The organism is Fictibacillus terranigra, assembly GCF_030412265.1.
GTDB classification, from domain to species: Bacteria; Bacillota; Bacilli; order Bacillales; family Fictibacillaceae; genus Fictibacillus_C; species Fictibacillus_C terrinigri.
The window spans coordinates 55,838-63,623 of sequence record NZ_JAUHLN010000010.1; the positions used below are offsets into that span (position 1 = coordinate 55,838).

Consider the following 7,786-nt stretch of genomic DNA (forward strand, 5'->3'; position numbering starts at 1 on the left):
TTCAGGGAAGAAACATTGGAGTCTAACGTTATAAATGGTCTTATCACGTTTATTGTCCTTTAACGAGCTAATAAAGAACACAGGACCACAGCAGAACAAAATTAATGAGTAAATACGCATGTTCTTTGTGGAATCGGGTTAATATAATTACGAGTATCTCGATGCTCAAAAAATCGTGCGTGGAGTGATGCATCTTGGCAAACAACAAACCTTTGGTACCTACTGCACAAAATTCATTAGATCAAATGAAGCAAGAAGTCGCCAACGAGATTGGAGTTCAACCTGGTGCAAATACTACCGCTCGAGCAAACGGTGCTGTTGGTGGCCACATGACAAAGCGTCTTGTGGCAATGGCAGAACAACAACTTAGCAATCAACAAGGGCAGTAACTGTTAATTGCAACAAAGAGACCCATTTTTGGGTTTCTTTGATTTGTTTTTTACATATAATGGATGAACTCTTTTTATTAAAATGCAGCTTTCTAATAATCACTTGATAATACCTATGGTTAACTATCCGTGTATTTCGGAATACCCTACCCTTTTCTTAATAAAGGGGAAAAAATCAATCACTAAATAGCCCCCTTTTCTCCCATATACTCTAAGATATCTCTCACATTTCCTTTTTTCATATAAACTCTCTCTTATGTCATTCATGGAATTTCAACATACTGTCACTCTTGTTGATCGTAAAAGAAAAATTCATTCTCTTTCAACCATGGTTGTCATATTTTTATTTTGCTCTGTTATCAATGAATTGTCACGGTCTCACAATTAATTGTCCTTGAAATATATCCTCCAAAGAACACAGCTAAAGTAAAGCCAAATCTATATCCATCACATATCAACGGAACTCTTTATCCAGAAGAATTTAAATCATTCCTTACTTCTAAAAACCATATTTTGGATAGGATAATACCCATAGAAACTTGGTAACATAATGCTTGAACTTTGGTTCAAATTAAAGGAGGAAATCAAATGACAGTCGCAAGCAATTTAAAAACAACCCTCGCAGGATTAAAAAGTGCTCAAGCTAGTCTTGAGACCTTTGCTCTTGATACTGAAAACCAGCAGGCAAAGCAATTGTTTCAAGACTGCGCCCAACAAGCCCAGACAATCGTGGATTCTTTAAATCCGCGTCTGCAAGAAATTGAACAAGAAGAGCCACAATATAAACAACAGTAAACGGATTGAAATCAGTGAAAAGGGTGATCATGTCATCCTTTTCCAATTGCTTTACATAACATATTTCAGGAACAGGTGATCGCATGAGAAAAATTCAATCAAAGGTTATTCTGATTCCTCTTTTGGTTTTACTGCTACTGAATTCTGGTTGTAACAAACCGAAAGAGGAAAGTAAAAAAAAGAATGAAAATTCAACCACTCAAATTGCCTATGTCCAAACCAAACAGTCTGCTTCTCAAAAGGCGAAAAAAGAGATTCTTTCTATGGAAGAAATCATCGATGTTAAAGCAGTAAACTCTGATAAGGAGATGTTTGTGGCCGCAAAGCCAAAACATCTGGAGCGCTTTCAGTTAAAAAGTCTACGAAAGAAAATTAAAAAACGGCTTGAGAAACAATTTCCCGACCTGAAAGTGTATGTCAGTACCGATCAAAAGATCTTAAAAAAACTTGGGGAATTGGAAAATAAATTAGATGAACCGAAAATGAACACGAAAAAACTTGATAAAGAACTTCAAAAGATAAAAGCTAAAGCAACGGACGAAGCATAAAAATTCTTTTTGTAGAAAGGAATCTTTCAATGGCTAATAACAACAAAGAAGTAACGCCTGTTCAACAAGAATATCAAAAATTTCAAGAAGAAAGGGAAACCAAACGACCCGTACTAACCAATTGTATTAAAGCATTTTTCGTGGGTGGTTTTATTTGTTTGGTAGGACAGCTGATTTCCTTTATGTATATCAATTATTTTGATTTCACAGAAAAAAACGTAGGGAATCCTACTGTTGCGACGTTAATTTTCATTTCTATGCTGTTAACTGGATTTGGTGTCTATGACCGGATGGCACAATTTGGTGGCGCGGGTACAGCCGTTCCCGTTACGGGATTTGGAAACTCCGTCATCTCAGCTGCAATCGAGCACCGGACAGAAGGATTCGTTCTGGGCGTCGGCAGCAACATGTTTAAGTTAGCTGGCTCCGTTATTTTATTTGGAGTATTTTCTGCATTCGTTATTGCCATCCTTAAAACCCTTATTATACAATATGGGGGTTTTTAAATGTTAAATGGACATCGGACATGGGTGTTTGAAAATAAGCCTGTGATTATCTCAACCGGAACAGTCGGGGGACCTTTTGAAGCCAATGGGCGAATCGCTGATGACTTTGACCTCCTTCACGAAGATTTATGGCTCGGCCAAGATTCTTATGAACAGGCACAGACGGTTTTGTTTGAAGAGTCTTGTGACACTGCGATTGAAAAAGCGGGTCTAAGAAAAGAAGATATTCAATTTATTTTAGCCGGGGATCTTATTAATCAGATTACGTCGACGAGTTTTGCGTGTAGAACACTGGAAGCTCCCTACTTAGGATTATTCGGCGCGTGTTCCACTTCAATGGAAGGTCTCGCTCTAGGTGCATTGATCGTTAATGGGAAAGGCGCGAAGTACTTATTGACTGGAACTGCAAGTCATAATGCGGCGGTGGAAAAACAATTTCGATACCCGACAGAATATGGCGGGCAGAAACCGCCAACCGCCCAATGGACGGTAACTGGAGCCGGAAGTGCCCTCTTAAGTGACAAGGGAAAGGGACCTCGCGTGACTTCTGCAACGATTGGTAAAGTGGTCGATATGGGATTATCTGATCCATTTAATATGGGCGGGGCTATGGCACCAGCAGCTGTAGATACCATTGAGGCACATTTAAAAGATCGTGGAATAGAATCTTCCTATTACGACCTGATTGTTACAGGAGATTTAGGTAAAATCGGCCATCATATCGCTCTCGACTTAATGAATAAACACGGTTTGTCTTTAAAGAAGGGTCAATTTCAAGATTGCGGAAAGATGATTTACCGGGAAGGACAACCTGTACTGGCTGGAGCAAGTGGCTGTGGATGTTCTGCAACGGTGGTTTACGGACATTTATTAAATCGAATGAAAAAAGGGGAATTTAAGAAAATGCTTGTCGTGGCAACAGGCGCTCTTCTATCTCCTTTAACTTTTCAGCAACAGGAAACGATTCCTTGCATCGCTCATGCGGTATCCATCGAATATGGAGGTGAAGAGTAAATGGCAATTTTTTTCTGGGCTTTTGTCATTGGTGGGGCGATTTGCGTGATCGGCCAGATTATGTTTGACGTTTTTAAATTGACTCCAGCTCATACAATGGCCACGTTAGTTGTCGTGGGTGCGATTCTTGACGGGGTGGGCTTATATGAGCCTTTAATGGATTTTGCTGGAGCCGGTGCAACGGTTCCAATTACAAGCTTTGGAAATGCTCTTGTGGATGGAGCTATGGCAGAAGCGGAAAAACATGGCATTATTGGTGTGATCACCGGAATGTTTAAGGTAACAAGTGCGGGTATATCCGCAGCCATCATTTTTGGAATGATAGGAGCATTGCTGTTTAAACCCAAAGGATAAGGGAGGTGCGCAAATGACAGTAGCATCCAATGTTAAACAATGTATGGTAACCTTAAAAGCGGCAGAAGCAACTCTAAGTAGTTTAGCGCAAAAATCTACTGAAGACCAAGCAAAAAAATTATTTCATGAGTGTATGTTAGAGGTAGGAAAAGCGATTTCAGATTTAAAGAAAAGAATCGCACAACTTGAATTCGAAGAACCACAATTTAAAGGAAAGTAGAAACTCGATAAAAAGGAGATTGTTATGTTAGATTGGGTAGATATTGTTGTACGTTCCTTTATTTTTTTGATCACCCTCTTTTTATTAACAAAATGGTTCCTGGGCAAAAAACAATTATCACAATTATCTTTTTTTGAATATGTAACAGGGATCACCATTGGAAGTATTGCGGCGGAAGTCACGATGGGATTGGAACGAAATATCATGCATGGTCTCATTAGTATGAGCATTTGGTCGTTGGTTCCTTTTGCCATTGGACTTGTTTCCTTGAAAAGTAAAAAAGTAAGGGATTTTGCAGAGGGTAAGGCAAGGATTATTATAAAAGACGGTAAAATAATGGAGGATAATTTAAAAAAGGAGCGATATACCATTGATGAATTGCTAGAACAGCTTCGTAACAAAAATGTTTTTGAAGTATCTGATGTTGAATATGCTGTACTAGAGCCGAATGGACATCTGAGTGTTTTACTAAAAAAAGAAAACCAGCCTCTTACTGCAAAAGATCTTCAAATTAAAGTTGCCCCTATAAAAGAACCCCAAACTGTCATTATGGATGGAAACATTTTAGATGAGCCCCTGTCCAATCGTGGATTAAACCGAGGGTGGTTAAATGAGGAACTAGATAAAGCCGGAGTTTCTCTCGATAATGTCTTTTTGGCTCAAGTTGATTCATATGGCCAGTTAACGATGGATCTTTATGATGATAAAATCCAAGTACCTTCTCCTCAGGAAAAGCCATTACTCTTAGCCTCCTTAAAAAAATGTCAGGCCGATTTAGAAATGTTTGCGCTGCAAACCGAATCTAAGGATGCTCAAAGAGCATACAACAAAAATGCTGATCGATTAACCCATATTATCAACAAGTTGAAACCAATGCTGCACGTTTAAAGGAATATAGGAGTGATTAATTTTGATGAAAAATAAAAACAAAAGGCGAAAAAATAGTGAAATGGACTGGAATCATCTAGAATATTTGATGGGAACCTGGAAAAGAACTTATCAAAGAAAAAGTGGTGCTATCCGTCAAAAGTAAAAACCAGAAGAGTGTCCTCTTCTTTATTAAGCAATGTAATTAGAGACGGACTTTCTTTCTTACTATTTATAACCGGTTTTCGTTCAAGAATATCAACGAGTTGGAACATAATGGTGGCCAGGATCGCAATAACGAATAGTCCGAGCAGGACAAGAGTGAAATAAATACTTGGAAACCATATATAATCAAGTAACCGATGCCTTCTTTGGCGACGAGAAACTCCCCCATGATCCACACCAACCCATGCCAGACCCACATTTACTTTTAAGACAGTAATGATGGTGGGAAAACTAGCGGGCAAAATAACTTCTTTAAAACAATGTAATTTCGAACCACGCTAAATGTTTGGATAACTTTGAATAATTTTTCTCTACTTTTATAAATGCATTTATATACCACCATGACGGTAATGATAATGGTAATGAAAATACCCATCCGAGGATGGACGTGAAATTTGTCCCCAGCGCGACAATTAAGATAAGACCAAGGGGAACCTTAGGTAGCGCATTTAAAACGACCAGATACGGATCAAGCACTTTGGATAAATTGGCAGCCACAAAAGTGAGGCAAAAGAAGTACCAAGTATGGTTCCTAACATGAAGCGGAAAATTGTTTCTATAGAGTAACTCCTATATGAGAAAATAAACTCATCAATGATCTTGTCCAAAAAAAGAATCCATATCCGTTTAGGTGAATTTATAATTCTATGCATCCCTTATTTGAGAAAAATTCTCTTTTGGGAGAGCAAGGAGGTTTATTTAAAACCAAAAAGCACTAGGGTGGGGATCCTAGCGCTTAATGGCTCAGAGAGTTTTCAGTGCCCCTTATAATCGGAGCTATTTTCAATTTTGCCCATTTTTTTCTGTTATATACTGAAAATGTGCCCCTTTAAAGAGCATGAATTATATAGGAACGAGATATTACTTTCATACAAACACAATCGTTTACGGAAGTGAGCATGGATACAAAAACAAAAGTAATTTTATATGTGGGCTGGAAGGATCGATCCGATTTCCTTAAACATTCAGGGATGATTACGCTCCACCAAACGGTATAAAAATCCTGCTCATCTTATATTCATTCAGACGGTGCGGTACCTTAAGCAAAGAAGTACAGAACGAACATCATACGGATAGTTTTAAAATATAATTTCACGTACCGTATATCAATACGAATATGATGGATGATCTCAATTACAAAGCAACGATGTTCATTTTCCCACAATCCGACTCTTTATTTACTTCATAGTCATCGAAATCTTGATGATCTGACAGAATGATAGATGAGCAATGAAACTGGATGGCCCGTATAATAGCTGATCGAAGGTGAATGAAAAATTTAAATAAGATTTAAAAAAAGAGCTGAAGATTTCTTTTTCAGACTTCAGCTTTTTGCCAAGTAAAAGAATCGCCCCTTTGAGAGACGATTCCTAATGAATTACTGATCTGCGACTTCAACCGTATACATAGTCAATATTGGATCAGGGTTAATCCAGGCGCTGTCAAACACGAAAACCACCTTATATTTTGCATAACCAGTATAAGTGACATAGTAATTTCCTTCTTGTTCCACTTCACTTACAGGTTCACCAATCAATCCCTTCAAATCAGATAAGTGAATGGTTTGTAACTGCGGATCAAAATCTTCAATGGCGGTAATTGTTTGTCTACCTGTTGAATCGTCATAGAGAAATCGTACATTCCGGCTCCAATAATTGGCTGCTACAGTACTTAAATCCTCGGGTGGTCCCCAGGCTTTTTTGACTTTCTTTAATGAATCACCAACAGAAAAAGGTCCGCTGTTTATCGATTGTTGGGATTCATATGCTAAACCCATAATTTTCCTGATCAAAAGATCGGGCTTAGACTGCGAGGATTCTGGAGCAGCCGCAGAAGCAAAAGCTGACCCATTGAACATGAGAAATACAAGTGTTAAAAACATTATAAAGCGTCGAGTTAAAACATTTTTTTGTTTCAAAATATACACCCTTTCCAATTTTTTAGACATAATCAAAAAACTATGTTTGGATGAATTAAGAAGTTAATATAACCTTCGGCGCACCACTCCTCCCCGTACTGTTAACTCTTTTCTTATTTAGACGTAATATGATCGATAAAAGTCACAAAAGAAACAAAAAGAGGCGTGTTTTTTTCAATCCATCCAAATCAACTAAAAAAGTATGCCCATCAGCATTAATTGTGGGCATGCGCGAAATTTGCATTTATTTAAGCTATCCATTCTTTAATTCTTTAATAAGAGCTCTGAGTAGAACTTATTAAATTGGTTATTGTTTCCTGAGAAATAATTTACCTTTTTTTACTCACTTCCAATGATTCTCTTGCCATCTGCTCATACTCTTCCAAGCCTGAGATGATCGCAAACTCAGCCATCGCAACAGGTATGCTGCCTTAAGTTCAATGATTTGCTCCTTCATGGCCGGCCAGTAAATTCCTCCTGCTTCACGGTAATAGCTGATCAGTTTTTCCAGGGCTTCTTGTCCAAAGGCTTGGTACTGGAAAGTCGATTGACACACGGTTACTTTTGCTTCGGTCAAGTCAATTAAGCCGGTTTCGTTGGCATCTTTATCAATCATCGTGTGGCCAGCATGAACATAGTGTCGCAACATCGGCAGTTGATAATGAAGAGTGAACTGCTAAACATTCCGACAAGTTCTCCAGCTTTTTTATTAGAGAGGAATCGCTGGAGACGCCCGCAACTAAGCCGAACAACTGCTCGACAATACCGCCATGTTTTATAAAGCTGTGTCGGAGAGGGGCCATGTGTTGCGATTACCAGATGGTCATCGTCCAATAACCCATGTAGTTGCAAACTACAGATGGATAGAAAACAAGAAAATACACTGAAATTATGATGAGTAAAGATAATTAGATATTATCTTTACTATCGATACAATAATTAACAAGTGA

General features: G+C 38.3%; 10 protein-coding genes and 2 pseudogenes. 9 read left to right on the forward strand and 3 right to left on the reverse strand.

Going from position 1 to position 7,786, the window contains the following annotated elements:
• Nucleotides 1-194: 194 nt before the first annotated feature.
• From QYF49_RS24355 to QYF49_RS26080, 9 genes are all read left to right on the forward strand, one after another.
• The gene (locus QYF49_RS24355; protein ID WP_290402179.1) at nt 195-389 is read left to right on the forward strand and encodes an alpha/beta-type small acid-soluble spore protein; all 195 of its coding nucleotides are present in this window, start codon (nt 195-197) and stop codon (nt 387-389) included.
• Between the two features lie 588 nt (nt 390-977).
• The gene (locus QYF49_RS24360) at nt 978-1,184 is read left to right on the forward strand and encodes a DUF1657 domain-containing protein (protein WP_290402180.1); all 207 of its coding nucleotides are present in this window, start codon (nt 978-980) and stop codon (nt 1,182-1,184) included.
• 83 nt (nt 1,185-1,267) lie between these two features.
• A complete protein-coding gene (locus QYF49_RS24365; protein ID WP_290402181.1) occupies nt 1,268-1,732 on the forward strand; it encodes a YhcN/YlaJ family sporulation lipoprotein in 465 nt (154 codons plus the stop codon).
• Nucleotides 1,733-1,761: 29 nt separating this feature from the next.
• A complete protein-coding gene (spoVAC, locus tag QYF49_RS24370; protein WP_290402182.1) occupies nt 1,762-2,238 on the forward strand; it encodes a stage V sporulation protein AC in 477 nt (158 codons plus the stop codon).
• A complete protein-coding gene (gene spoVAD, locus QYF49_RS24375; RefSeq protein WP_290402183.1) occupies nt 2,239-3,252 on the forward strand; it encodes a stage V sporulation protein AD in 1,014 nt (337 codons plus the stop codon).
• Entirely contained in the window at nt 3,253-3,606 is a 354-nt protein-coding gene (gene spoVAE / locus QYF49_RS24380; protein WP_091004498.1) for a stage V sporulation protein AE, read from the forward strand.
• Nucleotides 3,607-3,619: 13 nt separating this feature from the next.
• Nucleotides 3,620-3,826: a DUF1657 domain-containing protein gene (locus QYF49_RS24385; RefSeq protein WP_290402184.1), complete on the forward strand. Its 207-nt coding sequence runs from the start codon at nt 3,620-3,622 to the stop codon at nt 3,824-3,826.
• 24 nt (nt 3,827-3,850) lie between these two features.
• A complete protein-coding gene (locus QYF49_RS24390) occupies nt 3,851-4,714 on the forward strand; it encodes a DUF421 domain-containing protein (RefSeq protein ID WP_290402185.1) in 864 nt (287 codons plus the stop codon).
• 22 nt (nt 4,715-4,736) lie between these two features.
• On the forward strand, nt 4,737-4,859 hold the full coding sequence (locus QYF49_RS26080; protein WP_425589637.1) for a hypothetical protein: 123 nt from the start codon (nt 4,737-4,739) through the stop codon (nt 4,857-4,859).
• 76 nt (nt 4,860-4,935) lie between these two features.
• On the opposite strand, the pseudogene QYF49_RS26085 reads toward QYF49_RS26080, so the two are convergent.
• The 3 genes and pseudogenes from QYF49_RS26085 to QYF49_RS24405 all read right to left on the reverse strand — a co-directional run.
• Nucleotides 4,936-5,562, reverse strand: a pseudogene (locus QYF49_RS26085) (ABC transporter permease); the annotation flags it as partial.
• 734 nt (nt 5,563-6,296) lie between these two features.
• The gene (locus tag QYF49_RS24400; RefSeq protein ID WP_290402187.1) at nt 6,297-6,836 is read right to left on the reverse strand and encodes a DUF4309 domain-containing protein; all 540 of its coding nucleotides are present in this window, start codon (nt 6,834-6,836) and stop codon (nt 6,297-6,299) included.
• Nucleotides 6,837-7,165: 329 nt separating this feature from the next.
• Nucleotides 7,166-7,470, reverse strand: a pseudogene (locus tag QYF49_RS24405) (macrolide 2'-phosphotransferase); the annotation flags it as partial.
• Nucleotides 7,471-7,786: the final 316 nt, after the last annotated feature.

Bases quoted from the DNA above. Each gene is read 5' to 3' on its own strand.
- QYF49_RS24360 (WP_290402180.1), top strand. From the start codon at position 978: ATGACAGTCGCAAGCAATTTAAAAACAACCCTCGCAGGATTAAAAAGT.
- QYF49_RS24365 (WP_290402181.1), top strand. From the start codon at position 1,268: ATGAGAAAAATTCAATCAAAGGTTATTCTGATTCCTCTTTTGGTTTTA.
- spoVAC (WP_290402182.1), top strand. From the start codon at position 1,762: ATGGCTAATAACAACAAAGAAGTAACGCCTGTTCAACAAGAATATCAA.
- spoVAD (WP_290402183.1), top strand. From the start codon at position 2,239: ATGTTAAATGGACATCGGACATGGGTGTTTGAAAATAAGCCTGTGATT.
- spoVAE (WP_091004498.1), top strand. From the start codon at position 3,253: ATGGCAATTTTTTTCTGGGCTTTTGTCATTGGTGGGGCGATTTGCGTG.
- QYF49_RS24385 (WP_290402184.1), top strand. From the start codon at position 3,620: ATGACAGTAGCATCCAATGTTAAACAATGTATGGTAACCTTAAAAGCG.
- QYF49_RS24390 (WP_290402185.1), top strand. From the start codon at position 3,851: ATGTTAGATTGGGTAGATATTGTTGTACGTTCCTTTATTTTTTTGATC.